The following is a 12,643-nucleotide window of genomic DNA, read 5'->3' as shown; positions in this document are numbered from 1 at the left end:
CCTTAAAAATATAGATGCCGTTTTTATGCGGCATTTAAATTTGTGCTCGTATTTATTTGCTATTTCATAAATTTTGTCTTAGCAAACTGCCTAAATTTTCACTTGCTTTAAATTTATAAGCTCAAATTCTGCCAAAAATTCGCATCCAGCTCCAGCTTCGCTTTTTACACCAAGCTTTGCACCGTGAATTTTAGCGATATTTGTAGCTATAGCAAGTCCTAGTCCGCTGCCTGTGTTTAGGCTTTTGTTTCTTGAGCTTTCAACTTGATAAAATTTATTCCAGATTAGCTCGCTATCTTTTTTAGAGATGCCAACACCATCGTCTTTTACAGACACAAGCGCATGCGTTTTTGTGAGACTTAAATTTAGCTCGATCTTAGCCGAAGCAAATTTAAGAGCATTGCTTAAAAAGTTATCCACCAGCCTTGATATCATCAGCTCATCGCCGAGGATTACGGCATCTGGTGCTACCACACAGCTAAATTTTAGCCCATTTGCGTCTGCTAGCTTCTCATAGTCGGTGGCTAAATTTTGCAAGATAGAGCTTAAATTTATACGTTTTAGCTCCAAATTTCTGCCAGCTTCTAGCCTTGAGAGCTCCAAAATTTGATCTATAAGCGAGGTTATCTTTCTTGACTGCCTAGAGATGACCTCCAGCGACTCCTTGGCCTCGTCCAAATTTTGTGAGTAGTTTTTAGCGTAGTCGCTCTCAGCCATGATGACAGATAGCGGCGTTCGCAGCTCGTGCGAGACATCTGAGGTGAGCTGTTTTTCGCTTTGATAGACCTTCTCAAGGGAGTCAAGCATCTGGTTAAAAACGCTCGCAAGCGCGTGCAGCTCGTCTTTGCCAGTAGGAAGGTCAATACGCTTTGAAAAGTCACGGCTGCTGCCTATCTCAAGCGCAGTTTTTGACATCGTAGCAACTGGTTTCATCGCATTTTTTATCGTTTTGTAGCCGCCGTAAAGCACAAAGAGAAATAAAACCGGCACAAAAATGCCCAGCGCTAGTAAAAATAGTCCCTCTTTTTTGAAAAATTTCTCCGCATTTATTACGCCTCTGACCCAGACATCTTTGCCTTTAGCTGCGATATCGTAGTAGTAAAAGCGGTTTTCGTCTTCTTCATAAAGCTGCACCGCACCGCTATTCATTTTAAGTGAAATTTGAAAGCGCTTTGGCGATAAACCACCGATCACATCGCCTTTTGCGTTATATTTTATAAAAAATATCCCATCATCATATGGCTCAAAATCATCCATATCATTGGCGATTTTGGTGACTGATTTGGCTAGCTTTTTTTGGCTCACATCCTCAAAAACCTCATCCGCCACGACCGCTGAAATGGCAACTAGAGCCGCCACGATAGCGATGATAAAAAACGAGTACCAAAGCGTTACGCGCGCCGTTATTGGGATATTTGCAAGGGCTTGCTTAATCCTTAACAACATAGCCAAGCCCTCTTTTAGTCTGTATCACATCGCACTCACCAAGCTTTTTTCTTATGTTTTTGATAAGCACGTCGATGACGTTTGAGCCGCCTGTGTAGTCAAAGTCCCAGACATGCTCTTTGATCTGATCGCGAGTTAAAATTCTGCCCTTGTTTAGCATCAAAAGCTCTAAAATTTCATACTCTTTGCCAGTTAGCTCGATCTGCTCGCCGCCAAATTCGACCGACTTTTTTGAAAGATCGATCTTTAGCTCGCCTGCATAAATTTCATTAGCCGCATTGCCGCTGTTTCGGCGAATGAGCGTGCGTACCCTAGCTAGTAGCTCCTTAAAATCAAATGGCTTTATCAAATAATCATCCGCGCCCGCATCGAGCCCCTTTACAACGTCCTCCACATCGTCCTTTGCCGTTAGTATCAGCACAGGGGTTGCTAGCTTTGCAGCGCGTGATCTTTGCAAAAATGCAAGTCCGTCCATCACTGGCATCATAAGATCAAGCACGATAAGATCGTAGTGCGCCACGGCGGTAAAGTCCATCGCCTCCTCGCCGTTAAATGCGCTATCGACGCTATATCCGTTTTTCTTTAGGTGCTTTACTATGACGTTGTTTAGGTCTATTTCGTCCTCAACGACTAAAATTTTCATCTTGCCTCTCTTGGTTTTGCTAGCTATTTTAACAAATTTAGCTTTTTATTTTTAGATTTAAAATTTCACCATTCATTGCGCCTATCTTGAAATCATATAAAAAGCCCTTATTTTAGCCCTTGCCTCATAAAAATACTCCGTGCAAAATGTGCCAAAGCTTTGTTTTTTCGCTAGATAGATCGGTGCAAACTCCACCTCTTCTGGCTCTACTTTTAGGCGTTCTAAGATTAGCTCTTTAACTTTTTCTGGCAAGATCCTTCAAATTTAGCCTGCTCTTCATTTATCTTTGATAGCTCCGCCCTTTGTGTCTCGTCTTTTAGACAGTTTGTGGCGTTTGATAGCCACACTCCATCCTTGCCAGCGTAGATAAGCGCATCCGCTGCACCTTGAAGCAAAAGTTCAAATGCTTTTTTAAAGAAATTCTGAGCTTTGCATTTTGAGGTAGCTTGGCTTAAAATTTTTGTGCTATTGCTTGCTTCACTAGGATTTTTATCCAAATTTTCAGGGCTTTGCTCGCTCTTCTCTAAATTTTCCTAACTATTTTTATTAGCAGCATTTTTACTTAAATTTTATCTCTCGTTTTCGCTAAAATCAGCGACTTTGTTTTCGCTTAAATTTTTATTCAAATTTCTCTCTAAACTCTGCTTGCTAACTTTCTCATTTAAATTTTGATCTAAATTTTCACTTATCTTTTTCACTTTTATAAAAATTTAATGCCCAAAAAGGACGTTAAATTACTTTGTATAATTACCTATTATTTCACCAGTTTGAGCGTTTATGATCACTTTTTTCTCGCTCCTGTCGCGCTTAAGCTCTACTTTGTATATCCAAGCACCATTTTTATTATCAAGGTCTACCTCATCAAGACTCCAGCCAGCTTCAAGCGCTTGAGCTTTGGCCACAGCCTCGTCGATGCCAAGAGCAAATTTTGAAAAATCTACCGCTTCTATTGGAAGTATGTGTTTTTTATTTTTATTCTCTACTTTAACGATATGACCGTTATTAGCATCGATTTTGATATCTTGTTTGGCGCCATCTTTAAAAGACTCTATCTTGTAAAATGTCGCACCATTTTTGACGTCTATCTCGATATCTTTGACGCTTGAGCCTGGGAAGTTTTTCTCAGCTATATTTAAAGCATCCTTTGATGTGATAGCTGCTTGCAAGCTTGTCACTCCTAAAACTGCTGCTAAAACTGTCGTGCCTAATATCTTTTTCATTTTTGATCCTTTTATTTTGATTTCCAACTTTAGTTTGGATGAGCACATTATAAAAGCCTTAAATGAAGCTAGAATGAATAAAGGAAATTTATTTTAACTTCGTTCAAAGACAAATATCTAATCGCATTTTAACTACGAATCAGAACGATACACTTTGAAATAATAAATAAAACTGAGGGGAAATAAAAGAGAAAATTACAAAAATAAGAAAACTTAAAGTTCTTAAAACATCGTTAAAATCGGGGTTTTAAAGTGATTTTTGAAGATAAATGGCTCCGGATGCTGGGTTCGAACCAGCGACCAAGTGATTAACAGTCACCTACTCTACCGCTGAGCTAATCCGGAACACTTGAAAAGAGCTCGTATTATAGACGAAAAGATATATTTTGTCAATAAATTTTAGCTTAATTTATAAAAAATCGCACAGAGCCCAATAAATTTTTATAAAAGGCTAAAACTAGCCTTTTATAAATCCACTTGCAATAACCTTATCGCCATCATACATAACACAAAGCTGGCCTTGCGCCACACCAAGTGCATTTTGATTTAGCGTTAGTTTCGCTGTTTTATTCTCTTTATCAACCTCAACAAAAGCATCAAGTTTAGGACTTCTATATCTTATCTTGGTTTCGCACTCAAATTTATCTTTATCTATAAACAAATTTACGTTTTCAAGCTCAACTACTTTTTGAGCCAAGTCATCTTTTGTTCCTACAACGATCTCATTTTTGTCGGCATTTATCTTTATAACAAAGTGTGGCTCATGGGCGCCAAAAACCTCAAAACCACGGCGCTTGCCGATAGTATAGTGCATATAGCCTTGGTGGCGGCCGATTATTTTGCCGTCTTTATCAACTACATTTCCTGGTAAATTTGTATTGTAATGCTTATTTAAAACTTCGATATAAGTATCTTCCACAAAGCAAATTTCACTACTTTCTGCCTGCGTAGCAAATTCTTCAAGCACTTTTACACTTCTTGCAAGCTCTTTTATGTCTTTTTTAAATTTATCCCCAAGCGGGAAAATAACATCTTTTAATATCTCTTTTGGCACTTGGGCTAAAAAGTAGCTTTGATCCTTGCTAGGATCTTTTGCACATGTGATAAATCCATCAATAACTTGCACATAATGCCCAGTAGCAAGCTTCTCACAGCCATTTGCCTTTGCAAAATCAAGTAGCGCACCAAGCTTTATAAATTTATTGCACAAAGCACAAGGGTTTGGCGTCTTGCCCTCTTTATAGAGCTTCACAAAAGGATCATAGACAAACTCATTAAATTTATCCTGCAGATCCAAAATATGCACCTTTATGCCAAGATACTCGCCTACTTTTTTCACTTTTCTGATATTTTCTTCGTGATATCCTGGCTTTTGATGCAGCATCATATAGCAACCTTGCACTTCATGACCAGCTTCTTGCAGAAATTTAGCCGTCATAGTGCTATCTACACCACCGCTCATTGCGACCATTATTTTCATATTTTTTACCTCTTTGAAATTTAAAAGGGGATATTTTATATCTTATTTTTAAATAGCCAAAATTTCATTTGCAATAAGCTCTAAATCATCGGTGATTTTGTATAAATTTATATCTTCTTTTTTTATTGTTTTTTGGCTAACTAGCGTATTTTTTATAAACTCATCAAGCCCTTGCCAAAACTCGCTCCCAAAAAGAAAAATTTTTACTTTTTTGCTACCAACTTGAGCAAGTACTAAAATTTCAAAAAGTTCATCAAGAGTACCAAAACCACCTGGAAAGACGACAAATGCGACTGAGCGATCGGTAAGTGCAAATTTTCTTGGACTTAAATTTGAAAAGAGATATTTTGCTGTGACGTAAGGGTTTGTATTTTGTTCAAATGGAAGCCTCACATTTAGGGCTATGCTTGGCGATTTTGCACTATCAAACGCACCCTTGTTTGCAGCTCTCATTATGCCGTCCCCGCCACCAGTTAAGATGGCATATCCTAGCTCGTTTAGTTTGTAAGCTAGCTCATAAGCCTTTTTGCAGTAGAAATTTTCTTCATCAAATCTAGCCGAGCCAAAGAAGGTAACATTTTTATTTTTATATTTTAAGACGTTTGGAAAATTTAAAAGATCGCTAACTAATTCATTATTCATTATTTTAACTGTTGAAGCCTCTCGCGTTTTGAGCCTATCTGAGTGATCTGGATGCCAAAGTTTCCGTCTATTATGACAACTTCGCCAAGGGCTATTACCTTATCGCCGATCAAAATTTCTAGTGGATCATTTGCTAATTGATTTAACTCGATAACTGAGCCAATATCCATGGTAAGCACATCTTTTAAAAGCATTCTTTTTGAGCCGATACGAACACGAATAGGCAGCCTAACATCCATTATAAGCCCGATATTTCTCATCTCTTCAGCGCTAAAATCGCCCTTAGCTACGTGAGGAGTACTTGCTGGTGCAGCTGGTGCTTCGGTCTTTGTTGGCTCAAAAAATTTCATCAACGAATGATCGCAAGCAAAACCGATATGCTCACTTAGATCTTCGATTTTGACATTAAATAAAAATAGCTTTTCATAAACACTAAAATCAAGAGAAGAATTTTCATCTAAAAAATTTACATTTATTACTTCAAAATTTATCTTTGGCATGCCCTTTTGAGCGCCCAAAGATGTACTAAAAGCACTAAAAAGGTTTGAAAATATCTCTTTTGCAGCGTCAAGCTCATCACTGCCTAAATTTTCATTCTTTGAAATTTCCTCTTCGCCCATCATCCATTCGCTAATGGCACTTATTAAAACCGGAGTGCATACTATCTCTGTTTTAGCATTGATGTCACCACTTAAAGAGATATTGGCCATCACTACCGGCGGTTTTATGCCATTTTGCGTTGGTGCATCAAATTCATTTCTTTCGCCAACCTCTGGAGCTCTGCCCGTAAGTCCTTCGATAGTAGCTTTTAATTCGTTAGAAAATATATTAAAAAAATCATTCATCATCTTCGTCGTCCTCTTCTTCTTCCATTTTGCGCTCATTAGCTTCATACGCCATTAGCTTTGCTTTTCGCTCTTCTTCGTATTTTTCTAAGATATTTTTGATCTCATCTTTATCAGAGCGTATTAACTGCTCAATCCTTATAGATTTTCTAAATCTATGAAGCCCGACTTCAGCTAAGAAAACTTCTTTTTTATCGATACAAACGATCGCCTTATCATCAGCTCCTCTATCAAGCCTTAAAATATCGCCTTCTTTTAAATTTAAAAACTCATTTACGCTGATGATCGATTTGCCAAGTATGGCTTCATATAAAATTTCTGCTCGTCCGATAAGTGTTTTTAGCTCTTTGTTTCTACTTTTTTTTGCACTCGTTTCACCAAGCATAATATCTCTGTTTGCAAGGCGTGAGAGTATCGGTTCAAGGTAGATGACTGGATAGCATAAATTTATCATACCGCTTGAGCCACCAACTATGATCTCCATAACGACCATAATAACAATCTCATTTTGAGAGACGATTTGTACGACATTTGGACTGCTCTCTTTGGCTTCCACATTTGGGTACATATCAGTTATCATTGACCAGCTCTCTTTTAGACGCTGCATGATCATTCTAAGCACCGCATCAAGCAAATTTACTTCAATGTCAGTTAGTTCTCTATTTGCTTCAAAATTTTCACCAGTTCCGCCAAGCAAACGATCTATCATCGGAAAAGCAATACTTGGATTTATCTCCAAAACACAGTTTCCATCAAGTGGCTTTATAGAAAAGACATTAAAACTAGTTGGACTTGGCAAACTCATCAAAAATTCGCCATAAGTCATTTGATCAACACTGTGAAGTCTGATCTCGACAATACTTCTCATCACGCTTGAAATTTGACTAGCTAAATTTCTAGCAAGCTTATCATGGATGCCTTTTATCGCACGGAGTTGCTCTTTACTAACGCGGTTTGGACGCTTAAAATCATAAATAATAATCTGTTTTTGTTCGCCTTGCGATCTCTCTTCGACCTCGATATTACTCGTATCGCCGTCTTCATCAACAACTTCAAGTAGCGCGTCTATCTCTTCTTGACTTAAAATATCAGCCATTAAACCCCCAAGCTACGCCTGATACGATCAAGCAAACGTTTATGAATTTGTGAAATTCTACTCTCGCTGATATTCATGATCTGGCTTATCTCTTTTAAATTTAGCTCTTCATAATAATAAAGCTGAACTAACATCTGATCTCTTTCGTCAAAATCTTTTAAAGCTTCTTCTATTTTTAAAATGAGATCCTCTCTCTCAATGCTTTTCTCGACATCATTTTGACCAATTAGCTCCATTTGCTCGTCTATTGGCAAAATAGTAATGATACCGCTAACGCCTCTTGCCTCTCTTATCTTTTCAATATCTTCATTAAGCTTTTCGGCCAAATACTCATCACTTGGCTCTTCTTCAAATTCATTAAAATAGTTATCTATCTCGCTATTTATGCTCTTTACTAGCTTTCTATCGCTTCTGCTAACAACATCGAGCGTCCTTAGATAATCAAGCATAGAGCCATAAATTCTCTTTTTGCCATAACCCCAAAAAGAGTCATTTTGCTCCTTGTCATACTTCCTACTAAGTTTTATCATCTCTTCGACGCCAATGCTTATTAGGTCATTTGTATCTATACTTGATGGTAGCCTCTCTTTAAGCCTGAACGCCATTGCACGCAGTGCTGGCATATATTTTAAGACGATTTCGTCTTGTTCCTTTTTTATCGTGTTTTTATAAGCGTTAAGCTGCTTTTGCTTTAACTCGTGCATTTCGTTTACCAGAATCAAAATTTTCAGCAGTCATTTTTACCATTATATTTTCCATACGCTTTTCTCTAGTATTTAGCTCAGAGATGAGATAGTCTGCGATCTCTTCGTGTTTTTGTTTGTCAAAAATTTTAGTTAAAGCCCTTTTCACATCGATGTAGTTCATGACAACAATGTGAATTATAAGATAAAAAAACAAAGTAATAACTAGTGTATAAACTAGCATTTCGATAGGCTCACTCACCTTTAGCAAGGTAAAAACTATACCTACAAAAAAACCACAAACCGTAAAAAATGCTATAAAATTTTCTGCACGCAAAGCTCAATCTCCATTAAAATTGTTCTATCAAACGCTTAAAGAAGCCCCCAAAGCTCCTGCTTTGCTCATCGTTAAGCACTTTTCGTTCCAACCTATAAAGTAAATTCGAAGCTATCTGTTTTATCTGTGCACTAGGCTCAGCATAAGCAGCGTCGTCTGTAAAAAGCGTTCGTTGTTTTATACTTCTTGAAACATTCTTATCAGAAGCCACAAATCCTATAAGCTCTAAATTTAAGCTAGGCCCGATATTTGCATTAGCAACACGTTTGATATTTTCATAAATTCTAGTCGCTTCTGCTTCATTTTTTACCATATTTAAAAGCAAAAGCTCACTATTTTTAAACCTTGAGACGATCTTTATGACAGCGTATGCATCAGTTATCGCTGCAGGATCAGGTACAGTTACCACCACGACCTCATCAGCTGCCTCTAAAAATAGCTGCGTGCTACCGCCTATGCCAGCTCCAGTATCGATGATCAAAAAATCAAGCTCATCAAGCTCGCTCGCCTCGTCTAAAAACCTCTCAAATAAAAATTGATTGTTAAATTTTAAAATTTCATCACCGCTTTCACCAGGAATGAGGATCAAATTTTTATTTATAGGTATCAAGATATCTTTTAGGCTGCACTCGCCTTTTAGCACGTGAAGTAAATTTTTGCCCATTTTTACATTTAGGATGACATCAAGGTTTGCAAGGCCGATATCAGCGTCAAATAGTCCTACTTTGTAGCCATTTTTTGATAAAACATTTGCTAAATTTGCACTTATCGTACTCTTACCAACACCGCCTTTGCCGCTAGTTATCGCAATAAAATGCGTATTTTTGCTCTTGCTTTGAGACTGGACTAAATTTTGTAATTTTTGCGCTTGATTATTCATCGCTAGCCTTTTGCTTTGTAAAGCCGTCAAACACGCACTCTACTAAAAATTCGCTCTTTGCCTCCACAAGATCATCAGGTACCTCTTGACCCACGCTAAAGTAGCTAACCGGCGTGTTTGTCTCATATATCAGCGAAAAGACATTACCAAAAATTTTTGTCTCATCAAATTTTGTGATTATAAGTGTATCGATCTCTAAAAATGAAAATCCATTATAAATTTCTATCAGATCCTCAACCTTTGAGCCAGCCGAAAGGACCAAATTTACATCAATCTTTGCGCCACTATGCTTTAAAAATTTATCAAGCCTTTCAAGCTTTTCTTTGTCATACTGTGAATTTCCAGTCGTATCAATAAGTATCACATCACAATAATTAAGCTGTTTGATAGCATTTTGAAAGTCATCTATCTCGATAACATCGAGAATAGGAAGCTTCATCATTTTAGCGTATTGAAATAACTGCTCAACCGCTCCAATACGATATGTATCAAGCGTGATGATACCTGTTTTATAGCGTTTTTCATTGCCGTATGCAAAACGAGCAGCTAGCTTTGCAAGAGTCGTAGTCTTACCAACTCCGGTTGGGCCAACTAGCATCATGATACGTTGTTTTTTATCGCTTGGCTCTTTTCTGCAAGGTAGCATATTTCGCAAAAGTGAGTAGAAGTATCTCTTTACAGCAGTTGGATTGCTCTTCATCGAAACTGGTAAATTTTCAAGCGTCGTTTGCATGATAGCCTCTAAATGCTCATCTTTCATGCCGCTTTGTTTTGCGAGCTTATAGATGCTGGCAAACTCAGGTGGGATCGAAAGATTGTTTCGATTTGGGGCTTTTTCATCCCAGATCATGTCAGTTATGAGCCCTATTTTTTCGCTTAGCACGCTTACTTGCTTTACCACATCGTCTATTTTTTTATTCATGCCATTTGGTATGCTCGACTCTTTATCTTTGACGTCATCGATATTTACATTTGCGATCGTGCTTATCTCTTTTGCAGCAGCTGAGATATTTAAAAGCACGCTCTCGTTTGGATCGTAAGGCTCGGGTGATGCTGTCTTTGCCTCAAATTTAGCCGGTTCTTCTTTTATCTCAAATTTTGGCTTAGCAGGTTCATAGTTTTTATTAAATTTAGAGTAGGCATTTTCATAATTTATGGCTTTTGTATTTGGTTTTAGGGGTTGCTTCACGTCGTCCTCTTCGACGCTTACTAAAATTTCATAAAGCGGTTTTTTATTTATCGTTTTGGCTTGAATCTGTTTTGTAGTAACTAGTATGGCCTTTTCGCCGCACGTTTCTTGAGCCTTTTTCAAAGCCTCGATGGTGCTCTCTCCTGTAAAAGTATGAAATTTTGTAGCCATTTATATCCTTTTAACCTCTCATAAGCCCTAGTGGCACGATCACGCTAAGCCTCTTACCAGCCCCTGGGTGCGGAACGATAAGGTGCGGCGTCTTATAGACTTTTTTACTAAAATACAAAATATCCAGATCAAGCGTGCGCGGCGCATTTTTAAACGTCCTGACGCGCTTAAATTTACTCTCATAGTGCCTCAAAATTTTTAGCAAATTTCTAGGGCTCATAGATGTTTGTAAATTTATAACAGCGTTACTAAAATCATCCTGTGCTTCGTAGCCAAACGCCGCATTTATAAGGATCGGCGAGACTTCAACTACATGAAACCTGCTATCACTTGTAATCACTCTTATAAATTTATCAAACCTCTTTGCGCTGTCGCCGATGTTGCCACCCATACCAACTAACGCCTCATACTTAAACTCATCTCTTTTATGAAAAAAACTAGGGCAAAAACGGCTTTTTACGATCTTTCTTGCTCCAGCTAGCCTCATAAAATCTCGCACCCACCTTCTCTTGCAACCACCACGTCCTCGATGCGCACGCCAAATTCATTTTCTAGATAAATTCCAGGCTCTATACTAAAGACCATGCCCTCTTTTATGAGCGTTTCGCTCCTTGCTGAGATGACTGGAAGCTCGTGTATATCCACACCCACACCGTGTCCTGTCGAGTGAAAAAAGGCCTTTTTATATCCAGCCTTTGCTATCACGCTTCTTGCTGCAAGGTCTATCTCGCACGCCCTAACTCCAGCTCTAGCGACCTTTATCGCAGCAGCCTGAGCCTCTTTTACAATCTCGTAAATTTCTTGCATCTTGGCGTTTTTAAATTTTTGTTCCTTTGAGAAGTTAAAATTTTCATCAAAGCAAGCAGTTCTGGTGCGATCAGAGCAGTAGCGATTAAATTTAACCCCAGCGTCAAGTAGCAACAAATCGCCCCTTTTTAAAATTTTATCCCCGGGCAGCGCATGCGCCTTTGCGGCATTTTCGTTTATCGCTACGATCGGATCAAAGCTAAGACCTAACTCGTTTTTTTGTCTAAAGATGAGTGAGGCGTTAAAATGAAGCTCTTTTTCGCTCATCCCCTCGCCATTTTCACGCACAAATTTAGCAAATTCATCAAAGCATTTTGCTCCAAATTCGCTAGCTTTTTTTAAAATTTTTATCTCATCTTCGCTTTTGCAAATTCTCTTTAGCCTAGAGAAATTTGCCTTTGGCTTAAAATTTATCCTAAAGCCTTTGCTAAGCGCGTTAAACTCACTTAAGCTTAGCTCATCAGGGTTAAAAACAAGGCTGCTTGGCTTCATCTTTCTTAAAAATGCCCTGACCTCGCTTATTAAATTTCTCTGCGCTAAAAGAACGACTACACCTGCATTTACGTAGCTTTTTGCCTCGAAATAATACCTCGCATCCGTGAAAAAGTATTTTACGCCATCAACGCATAGCAAAAACTCATTATCGCAGCTATAACCGCACTCGTAAAATACGGCGCTTTCGTCCTTTAAGATGAAATTCATTGTGCTTTTTGATTTGCTCTTACTGCTTTGATTTGCTCAAAAATTTGAAGCATGCCTATCATCGCCAAATGATAGCCAACTGGTCCAAAGCCCACGATCTGGCCTGCTGCAACTGGTGCGATGAGACTTTTGTGGCGAAACTCTTCTCTTCTATAAACGTTGCTGATATGCACCTCGATAACTGGCAGCGCAACCGCACTTAGCGCGTCACGGATAGCGATAGAGGTGTGAGTGTAGGCAGCTGGGTTTATGATGATGCCGTCAGCATCGCCCAAGCACTCTTGGATCTTATCGACTAGCTCGCCCTCAAGGTTGCTTTGAAAAAACTCGATCTCAACGTCATTTTGATCGGCAACGATCTTCATTTGAGAGTGGATATCCTCCATCTTCATAACGCCGTAAATTCCTGGCTCTCTAGCGCCAAGCATGTTGATATTTGGCCCTTGGATAACCATTATTTTTAGCTTCTTATCCATGTCACTCCTTTTTGATTAAATAGCCC

Annotated in this window: 17 protein-coding genes and 1 tRNA gene; all 18 read right to left on the bottom strand. The window is 38.5% G+C overall.

Annotated elements, in window-relative coordinates; genetic code table 11:
* Positions 1-90: 90 nt before the first annotated feature.
* The gene (locus G5B98_RS02565) at positions 91-1,446 is read right to left on the bottom strand and encodes a sensor histidine kinase (protein WP_196087096.1); all 1,356 of its coding nucleotides are present in this window, start codon (positions 1,444-1,446) and stop codon (positions 91-93) included.
* Entirely contained in the window at positions 1,430-2,089 is a 660-nt protein-coding gene (locus tag G5B98_RS02560) for a response regulator transcription factor (RefSeq protein WP_196087095.1), read from the bottom strand. The genes G5B98_RS02565 and G5B98_RS02560 overlap by 17 nt, the downstream gene beginning before the upstream one ends.
* A gap of 81 nt (positions 2,090-2,170) precedes the next feature.
* On the bottom strand, positions 2,171-2,341 hold the full coding sequence (locus G5B98_RS09385) for a hypothetical protein (RefSeq protein ID WP_232524611.1): 171 nt from the start codon (positions 2,339-2,341) through the stop codon (positions 2,171-2,173).
* Positions 2,317-2,586: a hypothetical protein gene (locus G5B98_RS09380; protein ID WP_232524610.1), complete on the bottom strand. Its 270-nt coding sequence runs from the start codon at positions 2,584-2,586 to the stop codon at positions 2,317-2,319. Before G5B98_RS09380 ends, G5B98_RS09385 begins: the two co-directional genes overlap by 25 nt.
* A 72-nt stretch (positions 2,587-2,658) precedes the next feature.
* On the bottom strand, positions 2,659-2,787 hold the full coding sequence (locus G5B98_RS09525; protein WP_269775683.1) for a hypothetical protein: 129 nt from the start codon (positions 2,785-2,787) through the stop codon (positions 2,659-2,661).
* A 36-nt stretch (positions 2,788-2,823) separates the two neighbouring features.
* Positions 2,824-3,309: a PepSY domain-containing protein gene (locus tag G5B98_RS02550; protein WP_196087094.1), complete on the bottom strand. Its 486-nt coding sequence runs from the start codon at positions 3,307-3,309 to the stop codon at positions 2,824-2,826.
* 270 nt (positions 3,310-3,579) lie between these two features.
* Positions 3,580-3,654 (bottom strand) — tRNA-Asn (locus G5B98_RS02545).
* 112 nt (positions 3,655-3,766) lie between these two features.
* Complete coding sequence (gene mnmA / locus G5B98_RS02540; RefSeq protein ID WP_087576724.1) at positions 3,767-4,789, bottom strand: tRNA 2-thiouridine(34) synthase MnmA; 1,023 nt, start codon at positions 4,787-4,789, stop codon at positions 3,767-3,769.
* Positions 4,790-4,837: 48 nt separating this feature from the next.
* Positions 4,838-5,431 carry a TIGR00730 family Rossman fold protein gene (locus G5B98_RS02535; RefSeq protein ID WP_103648879.1) on the bottom strand — a complete coding sequence of 198 codons (594 nt, stop codon included), beginning with the start codon at positions 5,429-5,431 and terminating at the stop codon, positions 4,838-4,840.
* Positions 5,431-6,279 carry a flagellar motor switch protein FliY gene (fliY, locus tag G5B98_RS02530; RefSeq protein ID WP_072594737.1) on the bottom strand — a complete coding sequence of 283 codons (849 nt, stop codon included), beginning with the start codon at positions 6,277-6,279 and terminating at the stop codon, positions 5,431-5,433. The genes G5B98_RS02535 and fliY overlap by 1 nt, the downstream gene beginning before the upstream one ends.
* A complete protein-coding gene (fliM, locus tag G5B98_RS02525; protein WP_054196277.1) occupies positions 6,269-7,372 on the bottom strand; it encodes a flagellar motor switch protein FliM in 1,104 nt (367 codons plus the stop codon). The genes fliY and fliM overlap by 11 nt, the downstream gene beginning before the upstream one ends.
* Positions 7,372-8,076, bottom strand: a complete 705-nt coding sequence (locus G5B98_RS02520) for an RNA polymerase sigma factor FliA (RefSeq protein ID WP_021090868.1) — start codon at positions 8,074-8,076, stop codon at positions 7,372-7,374. Before G5B98_RS02520 ends, fliM begins: the two co-directional genes overlap by 1 nt.
* Positions 8,048-8,392, bottom strand: coding sequence for a hypothetical protein (locus tag G5B98_RS02515; RefSeq protein WP_196087093.1), 345 nt, complete (start codon positions 8,390-8,392; stop codon positions 8,048-8,050). The genes G5B98_RS02520 and G5B98_RS02515 overlap by 29 nt, the downstream gene beginning before the upstream one ends.
* Before the next feature lie 13 nt (positions 8,393-8,405).
* Complete coding sequence (locus G5B98_RS02510) at positions 8,406-9,272, bottom strand: P-loop NTPase (protein WP_021090665.1); 867 nt, start codon at positions 9,270-9,272, stop codon at positions 8,406-8,408.
* A complete protein-coding gene (flhF, locus tag G5B98_RS02505) occupies positions 9,265-10,632 on the bottom strand; it encodes a flagellar biosynthesis protein FlhF (protein ID WP_196087092.1) in 1,368 nt (455 codons plus the stop codon). Before flhF ends, G5B98_RS02510 begins: the two co-directional genes overlap by 8 nt.
* Before the next feature lie 10 nt (positions 10,633-10,642).
* Positions 10,643-11,119, bottom strand: a complete 477-nt coding sequence (gene folK / locus G5B98_RS02500) for a 2-amino-4-hydroxy-6-hydroxymethyldihydropteridine diphosphokinase (protein WP_107792675.1) — start codon at positions 11,117-11,119, stop codon at positions 10,643-10,645.
* A complete protein-coding gene (locus tag G5B98_RS02495; RefSeq protein WP_196087091.1) occupies positions 11,116-12,141 on the bottom strand; it encodes an aminopeptidase P family protein in 1,026 nt (341 codons plus the stop codon). Before G5B98_RS02495 ends, folK begins: the two co-directional genes overlap by 4 nt.
* Positions 12,138-12,617 (bottom strand): type II 3-dehydroquinate dehydratase, encoded by a 480-nt coding sequence (gene aroQ, locus G5B98_RS02490; RefSeq protein WP_004317604.1) that lies wholly within the window; start codon positions 12,615-12,617, stop codon positions 12,138-12,140. Before aroQ ends, G5B98_RS02495 begins: the two co-directional genes overlap by 4 nt.
* Positions 12,618-12,643: the final 26 nt, after the last annotated feature.

It is taken from the genome of Campylobacter concisus (assembly GCF_015679985.1).
GTDB classification, from domain to species: domain Bacteria; phylum Campylobacterota; class Campylobacteria; order Campylobacterales; family Campylobacteraceae; genus Campylobacter_A; species Campylobacter_A concisus_AC.
The sequence above is the reverse complement of the archived record's forward strand: the minus strand, read 5'-3'. Positions and strand labels throughout refer to the sequence as shown.

Excerpts from the sequence above, each read along its gene's own strand:
- aroQ (WP_004317604.1), bottom strand. The coding sequence starts at position 12,617 with ATGGATAAGAAGCTAAAAATAATGGTTATCCAAGGGCCAAATATCAAC.
- fliY (WP_072594737.1), bottom strand. The coding sequence starts at position 6,279 with ATGATGAATGATTTTTTTAATATATTTTCTAACGAATTAAAAGCTACT.
- flhF (WP_196087092.1), bottom strand. The coding sequence starts at position 10,632 with ATGGCTACAAAATTTCATACTTTTACAGGAGAGAGCACCATCGAGGCT.
- G5B98_RS02565 (WP_196087096.1), bottom strand. The coding sequence starts at position 1,446 with ATGTTGTTAAGGATTAAGCAAGCCCTTGCAAATATCCCAATAACGGCG.
- G5B98_RS02550 (WP_196087094.1), bottom strand. The coding sequence starts at position 3,309 with ATGAAAAAGATATTAGGCACGACAGTTTTAGCAGCAGTTTTAGGAGTG.
- mnmA (WP_087576724.1), bottom strand. The coding sequence starts at position 4,789 with ATGAAAATAATGGTCGCAATGAGCGGTGGTGTAGATAGCACTATGACG.
- G5B98_RS02560 (WP_196087095.1), bottom strand. The coding sequence starts at position 2,089 with ATGAAAATTTTAGTCGTTGAGGACGAAATAGACCTAAACAACGTCATA.
- G5B98_RS02520 (WP_021090868.1), bottom strand. The coding sequence starts at position 8,076 with ATGCACGAGTTAAAGCAAAAGCAGCTTAACGCTTATAAAAACACGATA.
- G5B98_RS02510 (WP_021090665.1), bottom strand. The coding sequence starts at position 9,272 with ATGAATAATCAAGCGCAAAAATTACAAAATTTAGTCCAGTCTCAAAGC.
- G5B98_RS02535 (WP_103648879.1), bottom strand. The coding sequence starts at position 5,431 with ATGAATAATGAATTAGTTAGCGATCTTTTAAATTTTCCAAACGTCTTA.
- fliM (WP_054196277.1), bottom strand. The coding sequence starts at position 7,372 with ATGGCTGATATTTTAAGTCAAGAAGAGATAGACGCGCTACTTGAAGTT.
- G5B98_RS02495 (WP_196087091.1), bottom strand. The coding sequence starts at position 12,141 with ATGAATTTCATCTTAAAGGACGAAAGCGCCGTATTTTACGAGTGCGGT.
- folK (WP_107792675.1), bottom strand. The coding sequence starts at position 11,119 with ATGAGGCTAGCTGGAGCAAGAAAGATCGTAAAAAGCCGTTTTTGCCCT.